Source organism: Pseudooceanicola marinus (assembly GCF_002786295.1).
Lineage (GTDB): Bacteria > Pseudomonadota > Alphaproteobacteria > Rhodobacterales > Rhodobacteraceae > Pseudooceanicola > Pseudooceanicola marinus.
On the sequence record NZ_PGTC01000018.1, the window covers coordinates 87592 to 108495 of the forward strand.

Sequence of the window (20904 nt, forward strand, 5' to 3'; positions counted from 1 at the left end):
CTTCCTGGGGACCAGCGGCCGCGTGATCCCGCCGGAGATGATCCGGCAGGGGCAGTCGCGCGTGCCTGACGTGGTTTCACAAACGGCATCTCATCATGAACATCTCGAAAATCGAACAGCGCGTGTTGCACGCGCTGGCACAGGGTGGGCGTATCCTCTACGAACGCGCGCCCAATGGCCGGGTGACGGCAGTGACCTGCGTCACACGTGACGGGCTGATCCTCAGCGATTGCACGCTCGACATCTTCGGCAAGCTGCGACGGCGACGCTTGATCGAAAGCCGCGCCTCCTCCCCCTACCGGATCTCGGACAAGGGACGGCGCAATGTCCGGGCACAACCCGACAACAGGTAGCGAAACGAACGGGGGCGAGGCTTGTGGCCCCGCCCCCGTTCCCGTTCGGTCAGATTCCGCCTCAGTCTTCCGCGACGCGGTCGGCGTAACGGATGTGGCCCGGGCCCGAGGCCCGCAGACCCGGCTCCGGATCGATGCCCGTGATGCGGGCATGTTCGACGATGGCGAACCGGTCCGTCATGCCGGAGATGTAGTCGCAGACGATGCGCGCCAGCTTCATCTCGTCGCCCCCGATCTCCTCTACATCCTTGCGCCACTGCTTGGGCAGGTATTCGGGATGGGCCATGAAGATCGGAAAGAGCTCCATGATGATCCGGGTCACCTTCTTGCGCATCTCCACCACCTCGGGGGCGCGGTACATACGGTGGAAAAGGAACTCGCGGATCACCTTCAGGTCAGACCAGATGTGCGGCGAGAACTGCACCATGGGGCGACCCGCGTTGCGGATCTCCTCCACGCTGGCCGGGTTCAGCGCCTCCAGGTTGGCACGGCTGACGTCGATCACGTCGCCCACCAGAACCCCGAAGAACCGGCGCAGCGCCTCGTGCCGGCGGCGGTAGTAGTTCAGGCCGGGGTACAGCTTGTCCACTTCGGCGAAACATCCCTTCAGGATCGGCAACTCGGCCAGTTCGTCGGTCGAGAACAGCTCCGCCCGCAGCCCGTCGTGCAGATCGTGGTTGTTGTAGGCGATGTCGTCCGACAGCGCCGCCACCTGGGCCTCGGCGCTGGCATGGGTGTGCAGCTCCAGGTCGTGGCGGGCGTTGTATTCGGCCAGGGCGACGGGCACCGCCCCTTCGACCGGGCCGTTGTGCTTGGCGATGCCTTCCAGGCTTTCCCAGGTCAGGTTCAGCCCGTCCCATTCCGCGTAGGTGCGTTCCAGGTTGGTGACGATCCGGATCGCCTGGGCGTTGTGATCGAAGCCGCCGTAGGGCGCCATCAGCTCATGCAGGGCATCCTCGCCGGTGTGGCCGAAGGGCGTGTGGCCCAGATCATGGGCCAGGGCGACGGCTTCGGTCAGCTCCTGGTTCAGGCCCAGGGCACCGGCGATGGTCCGCGCCACCTGACCCACCTCGATCGAATGGGTCAGCCGGGTGCGGAAATAGTCGCCCTCATGCTCGATGAAGACCTGTGTCTTGTGCTTCAGCCGGCGGAAGGCCGAGGCATGGATGATCCGGTCCCGGTCCCGCTGGAAGCAGGAGCGGAAGGCACTTTCCTCTTCCGGATAGAGGCGCCCGCGGGACAGGGCGGGGTCGGAGGCATAGCGCGCGCGCATGATCGTGTTCCTTGGGCTTCTTGTCGCCTATTGCCCTCTTCCTTATATTGGGCGGTGACGACATGCAAAATGTCAGGCGCGCGAGAGTGTCGCGGCCACACGAAATTCAGGAGACGACCCATGAACCTGCCCCCGAAAGTCACCGAGCGTGCCTTCGACCGCCTGGCCGAGATCGGCGCGGAAGGCCAGGCCCTGCGCGTCGCGGTCGAGGGCGGCGGCTGTTCTGGTTTCCAGTACGATATCAAGCTGGATGCCGTGGCCGACGACGACCTGGTGCTGGAGGACAAGGGCCAGCGCGTTGTGATCGACCCGACCTCCCTGCCCTTCCTCGCCGGTGCCGTGATCGACTTCAGCGAGGAGCTGATCGGCGCGCGTTTCACCATCGACAACCCCAATGTCACCGCCAGCTGCGGCTGCGGCACCTCCTTCTCGATCTGACGCCCATAGGCGGGGGTGGCCTTTCTTCAGCCAAGTGACGGTTCGCACATGAAAGCGGGCGCCAACCAGATGGGGGCGCCCGTCTTCATGTCCCGTATCCCCCTGGTCTACTCGGCCGGCGCGGTCGGCGCGGTTGGCTTGCTTCCCCCGTCGACGGTGGCCAGGGCCTTGTAGCCACGGCCGCGCACGACCTTGCCACGCGCCAGCTGGTCGTAGATCAGGTAGAGCCCCGATCCGATCACGATGGCCGATCCCAGCACGATATTGGTCCCGGTCCGTTCGCCGAAGACGACGCTGCCCAGGATCACCATCCAGACGAATTGCAGGTTCATCAGCGGGGTGACCACGTAGGCCGCGAGGTTGCGCAAGGCCACCACAAGCACCCAGCGGGCGAAAAACAGGAAGGCGGCATAGGCCCCGACCAAGAAAAGGTCATGCGCCGACATCGGCGTGTAGACGAAGGGCAGCGCCACCGCCATGACCAGGGCCAGCGTTGCATTGGGCCAGAAGACCTGCGCCAGGGCGTTGCTTTCAAACCGGCCGATGCGCCGGGCCATGACCATCGACAGCGTGCCCGAGGCGGTGGCGCCGAAGGCGATCAGATGCCCGGGAGACATGCCGTGGATGCCGTTCGGAAAGAGGCAGACGACCCCGACGAACCCGGCCCCCAGGGCGAACCAGACCGCGGTCGTCACCTTCTCCCCCAGGATCGGGCCGGACATCAGCCCGGCGAAGATCGGCATCAACCCGATGAAGATGAACACCTCGGCGAAATCCAGCAGCTTGAAGGCATAGAAAAAGCAGACCGAGGCCAGCACCGTGGCGATGGACCGCACGGCCATTTCCACCGGACGCCGGGTTCGGATGGACTGGATCACGCCGTCGCGGCCGCCCTTCACCCGTTCGGTCACCAGGCAGAAGGCGGCGACCAGCACGCCGGAGATCGCGTAAAGCTGCGGCGCGGCATAGCCGCCGGCCAGGAACTTGGTGATCGCATCGGCCGAGGAAATCAGCGCGGTGTAGAGCATGACAAGGGCGACCCCGCCAAGGGTCGCCTTCTTTGCTAGGGTCAGTTTCGGGGTCTTCATTTCCGTCACGCAAGGGCCCTCTGCTGGGGCGCCACAAGACCGGCGCGGGCGAAACCGGCGAAGAAAGTCTCGAAATCAGCGCAGGCGCGGGCGGCCCGGTCGAGATGGGCAATGGCAGCGTCATCGGCCAGCGCCTCGCAGATCGGCGCCTCCATCCGGGTCCAGTCGACGGACCGGGCGGCGTCCATCTCCAGCAGGCATTGCGACATGCGGCGCAGCGGGCCGATCGGGCGTGGCGCGGCGTGGAAGGCCACCCGGCCCTCCGGCACGGCCTGGCGGAAGACCTCTTCGCGTCCGGCGGTGGCCATCGCCCAGTTGCTCACGAGGAACTCGTGATAGCCGTCATGCGCCATCGCGCCCTCCCATGCGTCGACGGTGAACCCGTTCGTTTCACGGCTCAGCCAGTCTTCCCAGGTGTCCGGGGGCGTCATCCCCACGTAGCGCATCGCCACGCAGATCTCGGCCAGCAGGTCCGCATTCAGATCAAGGTAGGCGAGCGTTCCGGCAAAGTTAAGGCTTTCCTTGGCCGGCTGGGGCAATTGTACGGATTTCCGTCCATACTCGCTTAGGTAGAAGGCGATATGGGTCAGTTCATAGGCAGCCTTCTTGTTCGGCACCATGAAGGTCGCGGGGCGCGAGATGAACCGCATCAACCGCGCCGTCAGGGCCTGCGACTCGTCGCAGCCGCCAGACGGGTCGATCCCCCGGCGCAGCATCAGGCGCCGCGCCTCGGCGCGTTGCAGGTCCGACAGCTCGGCCTCCGCCAGGCCCTCGGCCCGGGCCCAGTGCACCATGGCCGCAGCCTTCTCGCCCGCCATGCCGAGCGCCTCCAGATCAAGGGCCAGGGACAGGTAGAAGCGATAGTATTGCGGGAAGAACCCGAGGCGTTTGTCCAGCGTCTCATAGATATCCGCGTAGGGGGCCAGCGCCCCGTCCGGCAGGTCCCCTGACGCCAGGGTCTGGCCGGTGCTTTCGAGGATGTTCAGCACCTCGGCATTTTCCTTCAGCCAGAAAACGTCCTCCTGTGAGCGGCGTTCACGGGCGAAACGGTCGAGCAGGGCCGCGCGGCGCGCGGCCCGGCCCTGGCTCCGGGCAGGGAAGGTCAGTTGAATGACATTCGACATGGGTCGGATCCTTTCCGTCTGGTCGTCGGCACCTTTTGGCGGCGCCATCGGGTCGGCGACGATCAGACGGAAGGCGTCCTCTCTGCCTCTCCCCTGCCCGGTTCCCCTGCGCGGTCCGGGCAAGTTGCTCGGTCAGAGCGTCTTAGCTGCCGGAGGTGAAGGCCTGGACCATGTCGCCGGCGGCAACCTCGGAGGCGACCGGGGCAGAGCCGGAGGTGAAGGCGTCGACGGCATCCCCTGCGGCGGCGGCCGGTGCGGAGCCCGAGGTGAACATCTCCACCGCGTCGCCTGCGGCGACCTCGGAGGTCACCGGGGCAGAGCCGGAGGTGAAGGCTTCGACGGCATCGCCGGCGGCGGCATCGGTCGCCATCGGGGCGGAACCGGAGGTGAAGAGCTGCACCGCATCACCGGCCGCCGCATCCGAGGTCATCGGAGCCGAGCCGGAGGTGAACATTTCGACGGCATCCCCTACGGCGGCATCGGTGGCCACGGGAGCGGAACCGGAGGTGAACATGCCCAGTCCGTCGCCGCCCATCAGGTCGCCCTGCAGCGCGGGTGCGGAGCCGGAGGTGAACATCTCGACGGCATCGCCATCCAGAAGGGTGTGGGACGCGGCAGACGCGGCGGTGGTGGCGATGGAAGTTTTACGAACGGCAGACATCATGTTCTCCAAGTCGTTGAAAAGAAAGGACGATGAGAGAACGCTTGCACGTATTTCGGGTTTGAAAAACCGAATTTTCAATTTACCCGTGTCAAGCGAAAGTTACCCACAATAGCTTCAACTTCCAAGACATTGTTTCGATATAAACAACAATGAACTGCCAAAATTTTGACAAGCAGTTTTGCTTGCGGAAACGAATCGGAACATTTTGAGAACACAAAGCCGGGATTCGCCGAACGACGATACACCCGCGCCGAATCGCGCCTGCACAGGCGCAAACGTGACCCGTCTGGACAGAGCCCGCACAAAGACCCACAAAGCAGCAGAGACGGGATGCCCGGCCGCAGGCGCGCCGGGCGCGCGCAGGTTCGGGGCCATACACGGGCCCCAGAGTTCGTGTTTTTTCCGTCAGCAAGGAAAGAGAAAAGGGTTGCCCGACATGAAACTGGCCACGTTCAACATCAACGGCATCAAGGCGCGGGCACAGGCGCTGATGGATTGGCTGGACGAGGCGCAGCCCGATGTCGCCGTCCTGCAGGAGATCAAGTCGGTGGACGAGGGTTTCCCCCGCGAGCTGTTCGAGGAGCGCGGCTACCAGGTCGAAACCCACGGCCAGAAGAGCTTCAACGGAGTCGCCATCCTGTCCAAGCTGCCGCTGGAAGACGTGACGCGCGGGTTGCCCGGCGACGAGGGTGACGAACAGGCGCGCTGGATCGAGGCGACGGTGGTGGGCGAGCAGGATGCGCTGCGGATCTGCGGCCTCTACCTGCCGAACGGCAACCCGGTCGAGCTGACGGAAAGCGGCCTGCCCGTGGAGGGCGGCAAATATGCCTACAAGCTGGCCTGGATGGAACGCCTGCGCGCCCGCGCGGAGGAGCTGATGGCGGCGGAGGAACCGGCGGTGATGCTGGGAGATTACAACATCATCCCGCAGGCGGAGGACGCCGCCAAGCCGGAGAAATGGCGCGAGGACGCGCTGTTCCGCCCCGAAAGCCGCGCCGCCTTCCGCCGCATCCAGAACCTCGGCTTCACCGAGATCTTCCGCACCCGGCACCCTGCCCCGGGCCACTACACTTTCTGGGATTACCAGGCCGGCGCCTGGCAGAAGAACGACGGGATCCGCATCGACCACATGCTGATGACCCCGCAATGCGCGGATCTGGTCACCGATTGCGGCATCGACGCCGAGATCCGCGGCCGACAGAAGCCGTCGGACCACGTGCCCCTATGGGCAGAGATCGCCCTCTGACACCGGGCAGTCCAGATCGGCGGCCAGGCGCTGGCCGCCGGTGACGTCGTGGCCGTAGAGCCAATCGAACTGATGCAGGATCGCGCCTGGCGCCACCTTTCCGCCAAGGCGCAGCGCGGCATGGGCCGCCACGCGCAGCGGCGGGAAGCGCAGGTGATATTTCCAGGCATTGCGGTTCGCGGTCTGGATCGCGCGGCGCGCCCGGTCTCGGCGCGCCTGCTGGTAGCGTTCCAGCGCCGGGCCGATCGCCGCCTGCGCCGCCTCTGGTCCTGCGGCCCCGTCCAGCGCCTCGGCCAATGTCTCCGACAGGACCCAGGCATCTTCCAGCGCCAGGTTCGCACCCTGCGCCAGGAAGGGCAGCGTCGGATGGGCGGCGTCCCCCAGAAGCGCGGTGCGCCCGTCGTACCATTTCGGCGCAACCTCGTGGCGGTGCAGGCCCCAGAGGTTGACCCGGCTGACCCGTTCCAGAAGCGATTGCACCTCGGGGCAGAAGCCGGCGAAGGCGCGGCACAGGTTGTCAGGATTGTCCTCGTGGCTCCAGCTGTCGGGGGCCCATTCGCGGCGTTCCTCGACCGCAACAATGTTGCGCAGCGCCCCGCCGCGCAGCGGATAGCTAACCAGGTGACGCCCCGGCCCCATGTAGACGCGCGCCTCGGCTCCCTTCGGGTCGTTAGGGGCGGCGGGCACCACGGCGCGCCAGCAGACCTGGCCGGTGAAGCTGGCCCGACTGTCGCCCAGAATCGCCGCGCGCAGGCGCGAATGCAGCCCGTCGGCGCCGACCACCAGCGCCGGGCGCATGCGGGCCCGGTTGGCGATATGGATTTCGGGTGCCTCGCCCGTTACCACGTCCTCGACCCGTTGCAGCAGGCGGACGCGGGCGCCCGCCTTGCGCGCCCCATGGGCGAGCGCGGCGATCAGATCGGCGCGGTGACAGAAGAAATAGCCGTTGCGATCTGGCAGCCCGCCCAGATCCATGCGCAGCGCCGTGCGTCCGTGGTGATCGACCAGGCGCACCGCGTCGCTGGCCATGCCGAACAGCTCCGGCCGCAGGCCCAGGCCGCGCAGCACCGCCGCGCCATTGGGGCTGATCTGAAGACCCGCGCCCACCTCACGGATGCACTCCGCCTGCTCCAGCACAGTGACCTCTGCCCCGCGCAGCGCAAGCGCCCGCGCGGCGGCCAACCCACCGATCCCGGCCCCGATGATCGCGATTTTCTGGCCCGTCAGCGGCAAGGGAACTCTCCTGCTCGCGGCCCCCGTCATGGCGCGTCAGGCGCGCGGGCCGGGGCGGCATGGGGCCACCGGTCTGGCCGGGTGGCCCGTTTTGGTCATCAGGCCCGATGGCGGAAGGGACAGGGCGGAATCGCCTGTCCCGGCAGCTCGGGCGCAGCGATATGGCCCTGTATAGGGGGGTGATGCAAGCAACAACGCCGGGGAAATCCCCGGCGTTGAAAAGAAATTATCTGGCTTGGTTCCGGCCGGGTCCACGGCGCCCTGCGCCGCGTGGCCCCGCCCCGGGGTCCCACGATCAGTCGTCGCGGTGCACCTTCTCGCGGCGCTCGTGACGCTCCTGGGCTTCCAGGCTCATGGTGGCAATCGGCCGGGCGTCCAGACGTTTGAGGCTGATCGGCTCGCCGGTCACCTCACAGTAGCCATATTCCCCCTCGTCGATGCGGCGCAGCGCCGCGTCGATCTTGGCCACCAGCTTGCGCTGGCGATCCCGGGTGCGCAGTTCCAATGCGCGGTCGGTCTCTTCGCTGGCGCGGTCGGCAATATCGGGGATATTGCGCGTGCTGTCCTTCATGCCTTCAATGGTATCGCGGCTGTCGGAAAGGATTTCCTCCTTCCAGGCCAGCAGCTTGCGACGAAAATACTCCGTCTGCCGCTCATTCATGAACGGCTCGTCCTCAGCGGGACGATAATCGTCTTCTAGGAAAGTTTCTGCTTTCATCAGCGGCTCCCGAACTCGTCCTTGGCCCGCGATCAAGACAGCCGTCGCGGGCGGCAGGATCCCCTGCGCAGGGCCTTAACGCCTCCGGTCCGCCTTGTCACGAAATAATCCCGCCGCGCAGACGCGATTGCGCATCTGCCGGGCATGGCCCGCCCGCTCCCGGCGCCGGAGCACGGCCCCTCTCGCGTCGGTGAAAACTGCGCGATTTCAGTCAGTTTGCGACCAATGGCCCGGCCCACTGCACTGGGCTGTCTGCAGGCGGCGAGATCAGTCGGGCACAAATCCGGGCGCCTCACGCGCAGGCGATTTCGCTGCGGCACTGCGAATTTGCTCAAATTACGTGCTTAACAACAGCTTTCACGGTGACAGCCCTCATACGTAGGGCTCCGTGACGCGATGTTTCCGGGCGCCACGGCCCCTTTGCCCTACCTGGCGCGCCCCCGCGGCTTGCCAAGCCGCCGCGCGCCTTTTACCCCAACAGGGCATAACGGCAGGAGGAGGCCCGCATGAACGCGCGTTTCGAAGGCACCGCGGACTACGTCGCAACCGAGGATCTGACTGTGGCGGTCAACGCTGCCATCACCCTGCAGCGTCCGCTGCTGGTGAAGGGTGAGCCGGGCACCGGCAAGACCGAACTGGCCCGCCAGGTGGCGCAGAGCCTGGGCGCACCAATGATCGAATGGAACATCAAGTCCACGACCAAGGCGCAGCAGGGCCTTTACGAATACGACGCCGTCAGCCGCCTGCGCGACAGCCAGCTGGGCGAGGAACGCGTCCATGACGTGAAGAATTACATCCGCCAGGGCAAGCTTTGGCAGGCCTTCACCGCGCCGGAACGCGTGGTGCTGCTGATCGACGAAGTCGACAAGGCCGATATCGAGTTCCCCAATGACCTGCTGCAGGAACTCGACCGGATGGAGTTCCACGTCTACGAGACCGGCGAGACGATCCGCGCCGAGAACCGGCCCATCGTCATCATCACCTCCAACAACGAAAAAGAGCTGCCCGACGCCTTCCTGCGCCGCTGCTTCTTCCATTACATCCGCTTCCCGGACATGGAGACGATGAAGAAGATCGTCGAGGTGCATCACCCGGGCATCAAGGGCGACCTGCTGACCGCCGCCCTGACCCAGTTCTTCGAGCTGCGCGAAATGCAGGGGCTGAAGAAGAAGCCCTCGACCTCCGAGGTGCTGGACTGGCTGAAGCTGCTGCTGGCCGAGGACCTGACTGCCGAGGATCTGAAGCGTGACGGTGCCAGCGCCCTGCCGAAACTGCACGGCGCGCTTTTGAAGAACGAACAGGACGTACACCTGTTCGAGCGTCTGGCCTTCATGGCCCGCGGCCAGCGCCGCTGAACGCGTTCCACGGGGCAAGGCGTCGCGGCGCGCCCTGCCCCGTCTGTCGGGCTCCGACTCCCGCAGAGCGCAATCTGTCACACCGAGGCGCAACCGGGGCGAGATCTGCGTTCTTCCGCACATTACAAGCGACGAAAACCCTGCCTTGTGCGCAGGCACGCAACCCCCGTGACCCGGCCTCGGGCCACAACTTGCGCCCTACCCACAAACACGGGCTTGGCCGATAGCCATCTCTTGTCCTAGCCTTGCCTTCGGAACGACCGAAGGAACCAAGATGATCGAGATTCGCCCCGTCGCCGCCCAGGACCGTCACCGCTGGGCCGAGCTCTGGCAGGGCTACCTCACCTTCTACAAGACAGAGCTGCCGGCCGAGATCTACGACCTTACCTTCTCGCGGCTGCTGGATCCCGCGCGGGCGCAGCACGGCCTGCTGGCCCTGGTCGACGGGCGGCCCATGGGCCTGGTCCACTACCTGTTCCATCCCCACAACTGGGCCGAGGCGGATGTCTGCTATCTTCAGGATCTCTATGCCGACCCGGACGCCCGCGGCACCGGCCTGGGCCGGGCGCTGATCGAGGCTGTGCGCGACCGCGCCCGCGAGGCCGGCGCCTCGGGGCTCTACTGGATGACGCAGCAGGACAATGTCACCGCGCAACGCCTTTACGACCGGCTGGCGGGGAAGACCGATTTCATCAAGTACCGGATGGAGCTGACATGACGACCACCGCCCGCCTGCTCACCCGCCGGATTGCGGTCGCCGCGATGCTTCTGCCGCTGATGGTCGCCACCTCAGGCTGCATGGCGCCCACGCCCACGGCCAGCCCCTCGACCGGCATCCCGAAAGCCGCGCCCCCGACTAACCAGACCCCGACCAACCAGACCCCGACCACCCAAGCACCGATCACCCGGGCCTCGGCGGCCAGCCGCGCCGACACCAGCAAAGTGACCGCGCTGCCCCCGATGAAGGTCTTTTACGGCGCGGGTCCCATGGCCCGCCCGCGCATCGCCAATGCCGACCTTGCGCGCGATTTCATCGACCTCAGCTTTCGCCTGGAATCGGGCCGCGAGATGCCCGTCTTCACCCGGTTCGAGGGGCCGATCCGCGTCGGTCTGACCGGCAATGTGCCCCCCGGCATGGCGCGCGAGCTGGACAACGTGATCGGCCGGCTGCGCCGCGAGGCGGGGATCGACATCGCCCGCCTGCCCATGGGCCAGACCGGCAACATCACCATCAACGCGGTGCCTGGGGACCGCATCCGCCGCGAACTGCCCGCCGCCGCCTGCTTCGTGGTGCCCGGCATTTCACGGCTGTCGGAATACCGCAGCGCCCGGCGCAGCGCCCGCACCGACTGGACCCGCCTGAAGGAGCGTGACCAGATCGCCATCTTCGTGCCCTCCGATGCCGCGCCGCAGGAAATGCGCGACTGCCTGCACGAGGAGCTGGCGCAGTCGCTGGGCCCTCTCAACGATCTTTACCGGCTGGCCGGCAGTACCTTCAACGACGACAACATCCAGTCGGTTCTGACCGGCTACGACATGATGATCCTGCGGATCACCTATGCGCCGGAACTGCATTCGGGCATGACGCGCAAGGCCGTGGCGGCCCGGCTGCCCGGCGTGCTGGCCCGGGTGAACCCCGACGGGGGCTTCGTGCCGCCGCGGGTGATGGCCGAGACACCGGTGGAGTGGATTCGCGCCCTGTCGCAGGCGCTTGGCCCCGACGGATCACCGGCCAGCCGGCTGCGCGGCGCCGAACGCGCCGTGGTGATCGCAGAGAGTAAGGGTTGGAACGACCATCGCACCGCTTTTGCCAACTACGTGCTGGGCCGGCTGCTGCAGGTCCGCGACCCGAAGCGGGCCGAGGCCGCGCTGTCGCGCGCTCACAGCCTCTTCGGCCAGCACCCCGAAACCCGCATCCACGCCGCGCACACCGCCGTTCAGCTGGCCGCCCATGCGATCTCGCGCGGAGACAGCGCACGCGCCCTGGCGCTGCTGAAGGGGCAGGATGCGATCGCCGAGCGCTACCAGAACGCAGTACTTCTGGCCAATATCAAGATGCTGCGCGCCGAGGCCCAGGACCTGGCCGGCCAGACCGCCGCGGCCCGTGCCAGCCGGCTGGACTCTCTGGGCTGGGCGCGCTACGGCTTCGGCCCGGACGCGGCCGTCGAGGCCCGGCTGCGCGACGTGGCCGCCCTGGCCCCGCGCGGCGGGTGACCCCGGCCCGGCGCCCCGGCGCCGGCGTGCATGTCCGGAAGACGCCAAGGGGGCCTGTCCGGCCGGGAGGGGAAACAATGTTCGTCATCGCAGGTCTGATCATCGGCGCCATCTTCGGCGCTCTGCGCGCCAAACGTCGCGGCGGCAACGGCAAGGACATGTTCCAATACGGCGCCACCCATGCCATCCTCTTCGCGCTGATCGGGCTTTTCATCACGCTCTTCGTCCACCGCAGCCTGATCTGATCCCGGTCACCACCGGGCCGCCCCGCGGGGACACATCCGGGAGGAGACCAGATGTTCATTCCCTTCTTCGACGCCCTGCGGCAGCACGCGGTGCCGGTGTCGCTGCGCGAATACCTGACCTTCCTGGAGGCCCTGAAGGCCGGCCTGGTCACCTATGATCCCGAAGGGTTCTACTATCTCGCCCGCGCCGCCATGGTGAAGGACGAACGCAACATCGACCGCTTCGACCAGGCCTTCGCCGCCGCCTTTTCCGGGCTGGAGGAGATCACCTTCGATCAAGTGATGGAGGCCGTGGACATCCCCGAAGAGTGGCTGCGGTCCATGGCCGAAAAGCACCTTTCCGAAGAGGAGAAGGCGCAGATCGAGGCCCTGGGCGGCTTCGAGAAGCTGATGGAGACGCTGAAGCAGCGCCTGGAGGAGCAGAAGGACCGCCACCAGGGCGGCAACAAGTGGATCGGCACGGGCGGCACCTCGCCTTTCGGCGCCGACGGCTACAACCCCGAAGGCGTGCGCATCGGCCAGAAGGATAGCCGCCACCGCCGCGCGGTGAAGGTCTGGGACAAACGCGAGTTCCGCGATTTCGATGACACGCAGGAGCTGGGCACGCGCAACATCAAGGTCGCGCTGAAACGGCTGCGCAAATGGGCCCGCGACGGCGCGCATGAGGAACTGGACCTCGACGGCACGATCCGCGCCACCGCCGAACACGGCTACCTCGACGTGAAGACCCGCCCCGAGCGGCGCAATGCCGTCAAGGTTCTGCTGTTCCTCGACGTGGGCGGGTCGATGGACGATCACATCAAGGTGGTCGAAGAGCTTTTCTCCGCCGCCCGGGCCGAGTTCAAGCACCTCGAACACTACTACTTCCACAACTGCCTCTACGAAGGGGTGTGGCGCGACAACGCCCGGCGCTGGAGCGAACAAACCCCCACCCAAGAGGTGCTGCGCACCTATGGCTCCGACTACAAATGCATCTTCGTCGGCGACGCCTCCATGTCGCCTTACGAGATCGCCTATCCCGGCGGCGCGAACGAGCACTGGAACCCCGAGGCAGGCCAGGTCTGGCTGCAACGCGCTCGCGAGGCCTGGCCGGATCACCTGTGGATCAACCCGGTGCCGCAGAAATACTGGGACTACACCCATTCCATCGCCATGATCCGCGAGATCTTCGAGGATCGCATGGTGCCGATGACCCTGGAAGGGCTGGACCGCGGGATGCGCGAACTGGTGCGCTAGGACGGAACCCCAGGCCGGGGCGCACGTTGGGTCCCCAAGACCCAAACCCCGAAGGAGGTTCCCCATGATCCGCAAGACCGCATCCGCCCATTGGACCGGCACCATCAAGGATGGCCAGGGCCACATCTCGACCCAGTCCGGGGCGCTGTCGGACCAGCCCTACGGCTTCAACACCCGGTTCGAGGACGCCCCCGGCACGAACCCCGAAGAGCTGATCGGCGCGGCCCACGCGGGCTGCTTCACCATGGCCCTGTCGAAGATCCTGCAGGAACAGGCCGGTGTCGTCGCCGACGAGCTGTCGACCGAGGCCACAGTGAAGATGGAAAAGGACGGCGACGGCTTCACCATCACCGGTGTCGACCTGCACCTGAAGGCGAAGATCCCCGGCGTCGACGAGGAAGCCTTCTTCGAGGCTGCGAAGACCGCCAAGGAAAACTGCCCCGTCTCGCGCCTGCTGGCCGCCGCCGACATCACTCTGGACGCCGAACTGGTCTGAGGCATCGACCCTCAAAGCAGACCATCCCGAAGGGGCGCGGCACGGTCGCGCCCCTTTGTCGTTCTGCGGCACGCCGACAGGCTGCGCCCTCGCCGCGCCGTGATCGCGCTGGCCCCATCCCCCTCTCGACCTCCGCGCCCGGATCGGCTTAGCTGCGGGCCGGAGGATCGCGCATGTCTCTTCTCGTCCAGCTCTGGCGGCGCCACCCGCTTGCCTGTCTCGGCTTCCTGGCCGGGCTGGCCCTGACGCTCGTCTTCCTCCTGCGGCTGGCGCTTTTCACCTTCTACTGGTCCGATCCCGACCACCGGCGTCTCGTGCCCGAGGGCTGGATGACCCCGGGCTATGTCGCCCATTCCTGGAACCTGCCCGTGGAAGAGGTGGCGGCCCAGCTTGGCCTGACGGAACGGCCCGAGGGCAAGCCGCCGACCCTGGCGGAGATTGCCCGCGCGCAAGGCGAGGACGAGGCCGCGCTGCTGGCGCGGCTGGAAGGCTGGCTGGATGCCCAGACCCCTATCTCAACGGCCCCCGCCCCAACGGCCCCCGCCCCAACTGAGCCCGCCCCGGCCGCACCGGCGCGACCCGGTGAGCCATGACCGATTGGCTGCTTGCCGCACTGGTCGACTGGGGCCTGCCGCTTCTGGGGATCGGGACATTCCTGTCCTGCCTGGCGCTGCCCATCCCGTCGTCGCTGATGATGCTGTCGGCGGGCGGCTTTGCCGCCTCCGGGGATCTTGACCTGACGGGGGTCATCCTGGCGGCCTACATCGGCGCCGTGGTGGGCGACCAGGCCGGCTATCAACTGGCGCAGGCGGCCTACGGGCGTCTGTCGACCCGGCTGACGGGGCGGCGCAAGACCGCGCTGGCCTTGGCGCGGGCGCAGCATTTCCTCGACCAGCGCGGGGTGGCGGCGGTCTTCCTGTCACGCTGGCTGGTCTCGCCGCTTGGCCCTTACGTGAACTTCGCCGCCGGGGCCGCGCGGATGCGGCGCGGCGCCTTCACCCTGGGCAGCGTCACCGGAGAGGGCGTCTGGGTCAGCGCCTACGTCGGGCTGGGCTACAGTTTCGCCGCCTCGATCGCTACGTTGGGAGAGATCGCCTCGGACGTGACGGGCATTCTCGCGGGGCTGGTACTGATGGCCGGCATGGCTCTGTGGATGCGGCGCAGCCTGCGCCGTGCCCGGCTGCGGGCGGCGCAGTCCGACAGCCCGCCCGAAGACAGCGGCGCGCTGCCGCGCAGCGGGCCACAATGATGCGCGCGCCCCGCTCTTGTCCCGCCGCCAGGCTGCATACATATCGGTGACATGCTGAAACTCACCCCGATCCTGCTGGCCCTGCTCTACGGCTTTGTCACCTGGCGCTTCTCCGCCTGGCGGCTGAAGGCGCAGCTGGACCAGCGGTCGGCCGAATTGGCCGAACCGGGGCTGAAACGGCAGATGGAACAGCTGGCCCGGGCCCTCGACCTGCCACGGATCAAGGTGCATCTCTATGACATCCCGGCGATCAACGGCCTGGCGGCGCCTGACGGGCGGATCTTCCTGACCCGCGGCTTCCTGGAAGCCTACCGCGCGGGGCGCGTGACGGCCGAGGAACTGACCTCGGTCATCGCCCATGAGTTGGGCCATGTGGCCCTGGGCCATTCCCGGCGCCGGATGATCGACTTCTCCGGACAGAACGCCCTGCGCATCGGCCTGGCCCAGGTGCTGGGCCGGTTCATTCCGGGCCTCGGGCCCCTGATCGCCAATACCGCCATGTCCCTGCTGGCCGCACGGCTGTCGCGCAGCGACGAATACGAGGCCGACGCCTATGCCGCCGCCCTGCTGACCAAGGCGGGCATCGGCACGGCTCCCCAGGTGGCGCTGCTGGAAAAGCTGGAACATCTCACCGGCGCGGCGGGCGCAGGACGCCCCGCCTGGCTGATGAGCCACCCCAAGACCCCCGACCGCGTCGCGGCCATCCAGGCCCTCGACGCGCGCTGGACCGGCGCCTGACCCTCCTCCCCGAGGCGCCCAGAAAGGACGACCATGAAATACTCCCTCCTCGATCTTGCCCCGATCCCCGAAGGCAGCGACGCCGCCCAGGCGATCCGCAATTCCGTGACGCTGGCACAGCGCGCCGAAGAGCTGGGCTATCACCGTCACTGGTTGGCCGAGCATCACAACATGCCCGGCATCGCCTCCTCGGCGACCGCCGTGATGATCGGCCATATCGCCGGCCAGACCAAACGCATCCGCGTGGGCGCGGGCGGCATCATGCTGCCCAACCACTCACCGCTGACGGTCGCCGAACAGTTCGGCACGCTGGCCACGATCCACGGCGACCGTATCGACCTCGGCCTGGGCCGGGCGCCGGGGACGGATATGGCCACCGCGCGCGCCCTGCGCCGCCACATGTCGGGCGAGGATCACTTCCCCCGCGACGTGGGCGAGCTGCTGGCCTACCTGGGCGATCCGGCCGAGGGCCAGACTCTGCATGCCATTCCCGGCGAGGGGACCAAGGTGCCGGTCTGGATCCTGGGCTCTTCGCTCTACGGCGCGCAGCTGGCCGCCCAGGCGGGCCTGCCCTACGCCTTCGCCTCGCATTTCGCGCCTGACGCGCTGGACCAGGCGGCGGAGATCTACCGCGCGCATTTCCAGCCCTCCGAATGGCTCGACAAGCCCTATTTCATGCTGGCGATGAACGTCTTCGCCGCGGAGACAGAGGCAGAGGCGATCCGGCTGAAGACCTCGATGCAGCAGACCTTCGCCAAGCTGCGCACCGGCAATCCCGGCAAGCTGTCGCGCCCGGTGGACCGTATCGAGGATCACGTGGCGCCCGCGCTTCTGGCGCAGGTCGAACGCGCCTTCCGCGTCACCGCCGTGGGCACGCCCGAAATGGTGCGCCGCCAGCTGGCCGATTTCATCGAGGCCTACCAGCCCGACGAGATCATCGCCGCCGCGCAGATCCACGACCCCGTGGCCCGCATCCGCAGCTACGAGATCGCGGCGGAGCAGCTGAAAGCCCTCGGCGCCGAGGCAAGCTGAGCGGGCAGAGGGGGCCTTGCCCCCGCCTTCGGCTCCCCCAGAGTATTTAGGGCTGTCGGATAATCAGGGGCGCTGGCTCTTTCCTCATCCGAAAGCTCAAAATACTCCCGCCGGAGGCATCCTCCGCAGGAGGATCCCCCTAGAGCAATCGTTCCAGCGCCTTGCCCGTGCGCGGCAGTCGCGCCTTGCGCATCAGCCTACGCATCGTCCAGTCCTCGCCCGACAAGCGCCGGGCGGTGGCCAGCACTTCGGCGCCGAGGGCGCACATCGCCTCCGGCGCGCTGTCGCAGAACCCTTGAAGCAGCGCGTCCGGGTCGGCGCGGCTGACGCCCTCCTCGGCCAGGATGTGGCGCGGGAAGTCCTTGGCATTGGCCGTCACGATGGCATCGGCGGAACTGGACACGGCCAGCGCCAGGACGTGCAGGTCGCCCGGGTCGGGCAGCCAGAGCCGCTCTTCGATCCCCGCTCGCGTTTTCTGGCAGGCCTGCGGGAAGGCCGCCTGGGCCAAGGCGATCTCGCCCCGGGCCTGGGCCTCCACCTCGGCGCCGAACTTCCGGCCCGTCAGGGCCCATTCTTCCAGCAGCCTCTCCGACCAGACGGGCTGGTAGAGCCCGGCGCGCGCGGCGGCGAGGAGCATTTCGCGCATCACCGTCGGGTAGAGCACGCAGGCGTCCAGGACCGCCTTCATAGCCGGAAGAACAGCGCCTTGAGGTAGCCGCTTTCGGCCAGCTGCGGGTGCATCGGGTGGTCCGGCCCGGCCTGGCCGGTATGGATCAGCGCCGCGTCACGGCCCGCGCGGCCGATGCCCCGGATCGAGGCGGCGCGGAATTTCGACAAGTCGGCGGCGTGCGAGCAGGAGCAAAGCCCGAGGAAGCCACCCTCGGTCACCAGCGGCGCGGCCAGGCGCGCAACACGTTCATAGGCCCGCAGCCCCGCCTCCAGCGCCTGTTTCGACGGCGCGAAGGCCGGCGGGTCGCAGATCACCACGTCAAAGCGCGCGCCCTCGGCAGCCAGCGCTTCCAGCTGGGCGAAGGCATCGCCCTTGCGGGTCTCGAAGCGGGCGCCGGCGCCCATGGCCTCGGCCCCCTGCTCGGCCAGCGCCAGGGCGGGGGCCGATCCGTCGACGGCCACCGCGCTGTCGGCCCCGCCGGCCAGGCAGGCCAGGCCGAAGCCGCCGACGTGGCTGAAGACGTCCAGCACCTTCGCGCCCTGCGACAGCCGCGCGGCGAAGGCGTGGTTCGGGCGCTGGTCGTAGAACAGCCCGGTTTTCTGCCCGCCGGTCACATCGGCCATGTAGGTGGCGCCGTTCATCTGCACCGGCACCGGCGCGTCGGGCGCGGTGCCCGCCAGGGTGGCGGAGACATCATCCAGCCCTTCCAGCCCGCGCGCGCGGCCCGAGGCGCTTTTCAGCACGTTGGTCACCCCGGTGACCGCCACCAGCGCCTCGGTCAGCGCCTCCAGCCGGGCATCGGCCCAGGCGGCATTGGGCTGAACCACCGCCGTGTCGCCGAAACGGTCGATGATGACACCGGGCAGCCCGTCGGCCTCGGCGTGGATCAACCGGTAGAAGGGCGCGTCAAACAGCCGCTCGCGCAGGTCCAGCGCCCGTTGCAGACGCGCCGCGAACCAGGCGCGGTCCGGCCCGCCCACGGGCATCTCGGCATCTGGTCGGCCCAGAACCCGGGCGAAGATCCGGCTTTCGGGGTTCACCGCCACCAGCGCCAGGGGCGCCCGGTCAGCATCCTCCAGCAGGGCCACGGCGCCGGGTGTCAGCGCCTTGGTGCGCCGGTCGGTGACCAGTTCGTTGGCATAGACCCAGGGAAACCCGTGCCGGATCTTCCGGGGGTCGGATTTCGGTTTCAGGCGGATCGTCGGGAAAAAAGAGGAGGATGGCTGCATGGCCACCCTCCTATAGTCTTCCCCGTGTCTGGGGAAGTCGGGAACGACAGAATGTCGCCTCTGGACGCGCGGCACGGGGCCTCTCCGGCCCGGTCGCGTGAATTCCGTTGCGGGACAGCGGGCGGCGCTCTCGCGGCCCGGCGGCGGATCGGGGGGGGGCCGATGCGTCGCTCGCACCTTTGTCCGCACCCTGAATGGCCTGAAACTCTCTCCCTCGCGGCCCCTCGCAGGGCCCTGCTTTTCGCACAGACGCTTTTGCATGGGAAACGGGGCCGAAATGCGGCAGGCTGGCGGCATAGGAATGAAGTTGTGTACAGGTGCGTAGAACCCCCGGATCCGCGCGCATCGGCCCAAACTGCCGCGCCCTGAGCGACCGGGGTGGAATCCCGCGCTGTTAGCGCTAAACTGGCCGCGACAGAGTTCCTGCCGACTCATCGGCCCCGGCCCCTCCCCAGGCCGGCGCCCCGGACGACGCCAAAGCGGAGACCCCAGCCATGTCCCTCAACCAGACCATCGCCGATGTGACCGACCGGATCATCGAACGCTCCCGAGACCGGCGCGAGGGCTACCTCGACCGGGTTGGTCGCGCGGCAGAGGCAGGCCCCGTCCGGGCTCACCTGACCTGCGGGAACCAGGCCCATGCCTATGCTGGCGTGCCGACCGACCAGGACGCGCTGGCCGGGGGACGGGCCGCCAACATCGGCATCATCAGCGCCTACAACGACATGCTGTCGGCGCATCAACCCTTCGAGAAATTCCCCGAACTGATCCGCGCCTCGGCCCGGGCCAAGGGCGCCACGGCCCAGGTGGCGGGTGGCGTGCCCGCCATGTGCGATGGCGTGACCCAGGGCCAGCCGGGGATGGAGCTGTCGCTGTTTTCCCGCGACGTGATCGCCATGGCTGCTGGCATCGGGCTGTCGCACAACTGCTTCGACGCGGCGCTCTACCTCGGTGTCTGCGACAAGATCGTGCCGGGGCTGGTGATGGCCGCAGCGACCTTCGGCCATATCCCGGCAATCTTCCTGCCCGCCGGCCCGATGCCCTCCGGCCTGCCCAACGACGAAAAGGCCAAGGTGCGCCAGCAGTTTGCCGCGGGCGAAGTGGGCCGTGACAAGCTGATGGAGGCGGAAATGGCCTCCTACCACTCCCCGGGCACATGCACCTTCTACGGCACCGCGAACTCCAACCAGATGCTGATGGAGTTCATGGGCCTGCACCTGCCCGGCGCCAGCTTCGTGAACCCGAATACGCCGCTGCGCGACGCGCTGACCGTGGCGGGCACCGAACGCGCGCTGGAGATCACCGCGCTCGGCAATGACTACCGCCCCGCGGGCGAGGTGCTGGACGAGAAGGCCTTCGTCAACGGCATCGTGGGTCTGATGGCCACGGGTGGCTCGACCAACCTGGTGCTGCACATGCCCGCCATGGCCCGCGCCGCGGGCATCATCCTGGCCCCGGAGGATTTCGACGCGATCTCGGCGGTCACGCCGCTGCTGGCCAAGGTCTACCCGAACGGGCTCGCGGACGTGAACCACTTCCACGCCGCGGGCGGCCTGGGTTACCTGATCGACCAGTTGCTGAACGACGGTCTGCTGCACGACGACACCAAGACCGTGGCGGGCGACGGGCTGGAGCTTTACACCCGCGAGCCGCAGATCGGCGCCGATGGCCGCCTGACCTATTCCGAGGGCGCGCGGAAATCCGAGAACGACAAGATCGTCCGCCCCGCCTCCGACCCGTTCCAGAAATCGGGCGGGCTGAAATCGCTGTCCGGTCCGCTGGGTTCGGCGATCATGAAGGTCTCTGCCGTGGCCCCCGAACGCCATGTCATCACCGCGCCTGTGCGCATCTTCCACGATCAGAACGACGTGAAGGCGGCGTTCAAGCGCGGTGAGTTCACTTCCGATACCATCGTGGTGGTGCGTTTCCAGGGGCCGAAGGCCAACGGGATGCCGGAACTGCACTCGCTGACGCCGACCCTGGCCGTGCTGCAGGACCGGGGCCTGAAGGTCGCCCTGCTGACCGATGGCCGCATGTCGGGTGCCAGCGGCAAGGTGCCCGCCGCCATCCACCTGTCGCCCGAGGCCGCCGACGGTGGCTGGATCGCGCGGCTGCAGGACGGCGACGTGGTAACGCTGGATGCCGTGAACGGCACCATCACGGTCGACGCCGATCTGGAAAGCCGCACACCGGTCACCCCCGACCTTTCGGCCAACAGCTTCGGTATCGGCCGCGAACTGTTCGAAACCTTCCGCCAGAACGCCTCGCCTGCCCGCGATGGCGCCTCCAACGTGGTCTGAGGA

The 20904-nt window shown here is 67.6% G+C and carries 22 protein-coding genes; 14 read left to right on the forward strand and 8 right to left on the reverse strand.

All coding sequences use genetic code 11. The features are described 5' to 3' along the window. The first annotated feature begins 95 nt into the window (after positions 1 to 95). Positions 96 to 353: a YjhX family toxin gene (locus tag CVM50_RS14450; RefSeq protein WP_085888127.1), complete on the forward strand. Its 258-nt coding sequence runs from the start codon at positions 96 to 98 to the stop codon at positions 351 to 353. Positions 354 to 414: 61 nt separating this feature from the next. Here CVM50_RS14450 and CVM50_RS14455 read toward each other — a convergent pair whose 3' ends face one another. Next, positions 415 to 1626: a deoxyguanosinetriphosphate triphosphohydrolase gene (locus tag CVM50_RS14455; protein WP_085888129.1), complete on the reverse strand. Its 1212-nt coding sequence runs from the start codon at positions 1624 to 1626 to the stop codon at positions 415 to 417. Positions 1627 to 1746: 120 nt separating this feature from the next. On the opposite strand from CVM50_RS14455, the gene CVM50_RS14460 reads away from it, so the two are divergent. Beyond that, a complete protein-coding gene (locus CVM50_RS14460) occupies positions 1747 to 2064 on the forward strand; it encodes a HesB/IscA family protein (RefSeq protein WP_085888131.1) in 318 nt (105 codons plus the stop codon). A gap of 107 nt (positions 2065 to 2171) precedes the next feature. Here the strand turns inward: CVM50_RS14460 and CVM50_RS14465 are convergent, their stop codons facing one another. The 3 genes from CVM50_RS14465 to CVM50_RS14475 all read right to left on the reverse strand — a co-directional run bounded on the left by CVM50_RS14465 (position 2172) and on the right by CVM50_RS14475 (position 4937). Next, positions 2172 to 3152, reverse strand: a complete 981-nt coding sequence (locus CVM50_RS14465; RefSeq protein ID WP_085888132.1) for a DMT family transporter — start codon at positions 3150 to 3152, stop codon at positions 2172 to 2174. A 5-nt stretch (positions 3153 to 3157) separates the two neighbouring features. Further along, complete coding sequence (locus CVM50_RS14470; RefSeq protein WP_085888134.1) at positions 3158 to 4276, reverse strand: DUF6902 family protein; 1119 nt, start codon at positions 4274 to 4276, stop codon at positions 3158 to 3160. A 142-nt stretch (positions 4277 to 4418) separates the two neighbouring features. Beyond that, entirely contained in the window at positions 4419 to 4937 is a 519-nt protein-coding gene (locus CVM50_RS14475; RefSeq protein ID WP_085888540.1) for a DUF6749 family protein, read from the reverse strand. A 439-nt stretch (positions 4938 to 5376) separates the two neighbouring features. Here CVM50_RS14475 and xth point away from each other — a divergent pair, with 439 nt between their 5' ends. After that, positions 5377 to 6186, forward strand: coding sequence for an exodeoxyribonuclease III (gene xth / locus CVM50_RS14480; RefSeq protein WP_085888541.1), 810 nt, complete (start codon positions 5377 to 5379; stop codon positions 6184 to 6186). On the opposite strand, the gene CVM50_RS14485 is transcribed toward xth, so the two are convergent. Beyond that, positions 6163 to 7419: an FAD-dependent monooxygenase gene (locus CVM50_RS14485; protein WP_085888136.1), complete on the reverse strand. Its 1257-nt coding sequence runs from the start codon at positions 7417 to 7419 to the stop codon at positions 6163 to 6165. The genes xth and CVM50_RS14485 overlap by 24 nt on opposite strands. 295 nt (positions 7420 to 7714) lie before the next feature. Next, positions 7715 to 8137, reverse strand: coding sequence for an RNA polymerase-binding protein DksA (dksA, locus tag CVM50_RS14490; protein ID WP_085888137.1), 423 nt, complete (start codon positions 8135 to 8137; stop codon positions 7715 to 7717). Positions 8138 to 8643: 506 nt separating this feature from the next. Here dksA and CVM50_RS14495 point away from each other — a divergent pair. From CVM50_RS14495 to CVM50_RS14535, 10 genes are all read left to right on the forward strand, one after another. After that, positions 8644 to 9492: an AAA family ATPase gene (locus CVM50_RS14495; RefSeq protein WP_085888139.1), complete on the forward strand. Its 849-nt coding sequence runs from the start codon at positions 8644 to 8646 to the stop codon at positions 9490 to 9492. Positions 9493 to 9766: 274 nt separating this feature from the next. Next, the gene (locus CVM50_RS14500) at positions 9767 to 10210 is read left to right on the forward strand and encodes a GNAT family N-acetyltransferase (RefSeq protein WP_085888141.1); all 444 of its coding nucleotides are present in this window, start codon (positions 9767 to 9769) and stop codon (positions 10208 to 10210) included. Then, on the forward strand, positions 10207 to 11706 hold the full coding sequence (locus CVM50_RS14505) for a DUF2927 domain-containing protein (RefSeq protein WP_232618252.1): 1500 nt from the start codon (positions 10207 to 10209) through the stop codon (positions 11704 to 11706). Before CVM50_RS14500 ends, CVM50_RS14505 begins: the two co-directional genes overlap by 4 nt. Positions 11707 to 11783: 77 nt before the next feature. Beyond that, complete coding sequence (locus tag CVM50_RS21740; protein ID WP_198431905.1) at positions 11784 to 11951, forward strand: hypothetical protein; 168 nt, start codon at positions 11784 to 11786, stop codon at positions 11949 to 11951. Between the two features lie 51 nt (positions 11952 to 12002). Beyond that, entirely contained in the window at positions 12003 to 13187 is a 1185-nt protein-coding gene (locus tag CVM50_RS14510) for a vWA domain-containing protein (RefSeq protein WP_085888142.1), read from the forward strand. Between the two features lie 64 nt (positions 13188 to 13251). After that, positions 13252 to 13683, forward strand: coding sequence for an OsmC family protein (locus CVM50_RS14515; protein ID WP_198431906.1), 432 nt, complete (start codon positions 13252 to 13254; stop codon positions 13681 to 13683). Between the two features lie 173 nt (positions 13684 to 13856). Next, positions 13857 to 14276, forward strand: coding sequence for a hypothetical protein (locus CVM50_RS14520; RefSeq protein WP_085888144.1), 420 nt, complete (start codon positions 13857 to 13859; stop codon positions 14274 to 14276). After that, positions 14273 to 14932, forward strand: a complete 660-nt coding sequence (locus tag CVM50_RS14525) for a DedA family protein (protein WP_085888146.1) — start codon at positions 14273 to 14275, stop codon at positions 14930 to 14932. Before CVM50_RS14520 ends, CVM50_RS14525 begins: the two co-directional genes overlap by 4 nt. 51 nt (positions 14933 to 14983) lie before the next feature. Continuing rightward, on the forward strand, positions 14984 to 15670 hold the full coding sequence (locus CVM50_RS14530; RefSeq protein ID WP_085888148.1) for a M48 family metalloprotease: 687 nt from the start codon (positions 14984 to 14986) through the stop codon (positions 15668 to 15670). 33 nt (positions 15671 to 15703) lie between these two features. Beyond that, positions 15704 to 16702 (forward strand): LLM class flavin-dependent oxidoreductase, encoded by a 999-nt coding sequence (locus CVM50_RS14535; RefSeq protein ID WP_085888150.1) that lies wholly within the window; start codon positions 15704 to 15706, stop codon positions 16700 to 16702. Positions 16703 to 16841: 139 nt separating this feature from the next. Here CVM50_RS14535 and CVM50_RS14540 read toward each other — a convergent pair whose 3' ends face one another. Further along, positions 16842 to 17390, reverse strand: a complete 549-nt coding sequence (locus tag CVM50_RS14540; RefSeq protein WP_085888151.1) for an RSP_2648 family PIN domain-containing protein — start codon at positions 17388 to 17390, stop codon at positions 16842 to 16844. Beyond that, positions 17387 to 18601 (reverse strand): RSP_2647 family RNA methyltransferase, encoded by a 1215-nt coding sequence (locus CVM50_RS14545; protein WP_085888153.1) that lies wholly within the window; start codon positions 18599 to 18601, stop codon positions 17387 to 17389. Before CVM50_RS14545 ends, CVM50_RS14540 begins: the two co-directional genes overlap by 4 nt. 494 nt (positions 18602 to 19095) lie before the next feature. Here CVM50_RS14545 and edd point away from each other — a divergent pair, with 494 nt between their 5' ends. Beyond that, entirely contained in the window at positions 19096 to 20901 is a 1806-nt protein-coding gene (gene edd, locus CVM50_RS14550) for a phosphogluconate dehydratase (RefSeq protein WP_085888155.1), read from the forward strand. The last annotated feature ends 3 nt before the right edge of the window (positions 20902 to 20904 follow it).

What these genes read in the sequence shown, in the direction of transcription:
- CVM50_RS14450 (WP_085888127.1), top strand. Translation starts at nt 96, where the DNA reads ATGAACATCTCGAAAATCGAACAGCGCGTGTTGCACGCGCTGGCACAG.
- CVM50_RS14455 (WP_085888129.1), bottom strand. Translation starts at nt 1,626, where the DNA reads ATGCGCGCGCGCTATGCCTCCGACCCCGCCCTGTCCCGCGGGCGCCTC.
- CVM50_RS14460 (WP_085888131.1), top strand. Translation starts at nt 1,747, where the DNA reads ATGAACCTGCCCCCGAAAGTCACCGAGCGTGCCTTCGACCGCCTGGCC.
- CVM50_RS14465 (WP_085888132.1), bottom strand. Translation starts at nt 3,152, where the DNA reads ATGAAGACCCCGAAACTGACCCTAGCAAAGAAGGCGACCCTTGGCGGG.
- CVM50_RS14470 (WP_085888134.1), bottom strand. Translation starts at nt 4,276, where the DNA reads ATGTCGAATGTCATTCAACTGACCTTCCCTGCCCGGAGCCAGGGCCGG.
- CVM50_RS14475 (WP_085888540.1), bottom strand. Translation starts at nt 4,937, where the DNA reads ATGTCTGCCGTTCGTAAAACTTCCATCGCCACCACCGCCGCGTCTGCC.
- xth (WP_085888541.1), top strand. Translation starts at nt 5,377, where the DNA reads ATGAAACTGGCCACGTTCAACATCAACGGCATCAAGGCGCGGGCACAG.
- dksA (WP_085888137.1), bottom strand. Translation starts at nt 8,137, where the DNA reads ATGAAAGCAGAAACTTTCCTAGAAGACGATTATCGTCCCGCTGAGGAC.
- CVM50_RS14495 (WP_085888139.1), top strand. Translation starts at nt 8,644, where the DNA reads ATGAACGCGCGTTTCGAAGGCACCGCGGACTACGTCGCAACCGAGGAT.
- CVM50_RS14500 (WP_085888141.1), top strand. Translation starts at nt 9,767, where the DNA reads ATGATCGAGATTCGCCCCGTCGCCGCCCAGGACCGTCACCGCTGGGCC.
- CVM50_RS14505 (WP_232618252.1), top strand. Translation starts at nt 10,207, where the DNA reads ATGACGACCACCGCCCGCCTGCTCACCCGCCGGATTGCGGTCGCCGCG.
- CVM50_RS21740 (WP_198431905.1), top strand. Translation starts at nt 11,784, where the DNA reads ATGTTCGTCATCGCAGGTCTGATCATCGGCGCCATCTTCGGCGCTCTG.
- CVM50_RS14510 (WP_085888142.1), top strand. Translation starts at nt 12,003, where the DNA reads ATGTTCATTCCCTTCTTCGACGCCCTGCGGCAGCACGCGGTGCCGGTG.
- CVM50_RS14515 (WP_198431906.1), top strand. Translation starts at nt 13,252, where the DNA reads ATGATCCGCAAGACCGCATCCGCCCATTGGACCGGCACCATCAAGGAT.
- CVM50_RS14520 (WP_085888144.1), top strand. Translation starts at nt 13,857, where the DNA reads ATGTCTCTTCTCGTCCAGCTCTGGCGGCGCCACCCGCTTGCCTGTCTC.
- CVM50_RS14525 (WP_085888146.1), top strand. Translation starts at nt 14,273, where the DNA reads ATGACCGATTGGCTGCTTGCCGCACTGGTCGACTGGGGCCTGCCGCTT.
- CVM50_RS14530 (WP_085888148.1), top strand. Translation starts at nt 14,984, where the DNA reads ATGCTGAAACTCACCCCGATCCTGCTGGCCCTGCTCTACGGCTTTGTC.
- CVM50_RS14535 (WP_085888150.1), top strand. Translation starts at nt 15,704, where the DNA reads ATGAAATACTCCCTCCTCGATCTTGCCCCGATCCCCGAAGGCAGCGAC.
- CVM50_RS14540 (WP_085888151.1), bottom strand. Translation starts at nt 17,390, where the DNA reads ATGAAGGCGGTCCTGGACGCCTGCGTGCTCTACCCGACGGTGATGCGC.
- CVM50_RS14545 (WP_085888153.1), bottom strand. Translation starts at nt 18,601, where the DNA reads ATGCAGCCATCCTCCTCTTTTTTCCCGACGATCCGCCTGAAACCGAAA.
- edd (WP_085888155.1), top strand. Translation starts at nt 19,096, where the DNA reads ATGTCCCTCAACCAGACCATCGCCGATGTGACCGACCGGATCATCGAA.